This is a genomic window from Desulfofundulus thermobenzoicus (assembly GCF_009428905.1).
GTDB lineage: Bacteria > Bacillota > Desulfotomaculia > Desulfotomaculales > Desulfovirgulaceae > Desulfofundulus_A > Desulfofundulus_A thermobenzoicus.
Genome location: NZ_WHYR01000131.1, coordinates 1 through 633 on the forward strand (window position 1 = coordinate 1; position 633 = coordinate 633).

The 633-nt window shown below is 43.6% G+C and carries 1 protein-coding gene; it reads right to left on the minus strand.

Features of this window, described 5'->3' with window-relative positions; all coding sequences use genetic code 11:
• Nucleotides 1-633: ATP-binding cassette domain-containing protein (locus tag GFC01_RS17830; RefSeq protein WP_152948487.1), on the minus strand; the 633-nt coding region annotated here is incomplete at both ends.

A 633-nucleotide genomic window follows, 5' to 3' on the forward strand; every position in this document is an offset into this window, starting at 1 on the left:
CCTAAATACATGACACCGATCCGGTCACTAATATATTTCACCATGGACAAGTCATGTGCAATAAAAAGAAAAGTTAATCCTTCCTCTTTTTGCAGTTTTTTCAGCAGGTTCACGACCTGCGCTTGGACAGAGACGTCTAGTGCAGAAATCGGCTCATCTGCCACAATAAATTTTGGCGCTAAGGCAAGTGCTCTTGCAATGCCGATTCTCTGCCTCTGTCCCCCGCTAAATTCGTGCGGATAGCGGGTAGCAAAATCATAGCTTAATCCTACCGCTTCAAGCAGTTCTTTCACGCGGGCAATCCTTTTCTTTTGACTGCCATAAAGCTGATGAATCTCCATTGGCTCCAGCATAATATCTTTTACTGACAGTCTTGGATTTAACGAGGAATACGGATCTTGAAAGACCATTTGCATTTGCCGGTTGAAATCAAATGATTCTTTTTTAGAAAGGTGGTGAAGACTTTTCCCTTCATATAAGGCTTCACCATCTGTAGGTTCATAAAGACGCATGAGCACTTTTCCAAGTGTGGATTTGCCGCAGCCAGACTCACCAACGAGACCAAAGGTTTCTCCTTGTTTCAGCTGAAAAGAGACACCATCCAGCGCTTTTAAGGTTCTCCCTTTCGATAGA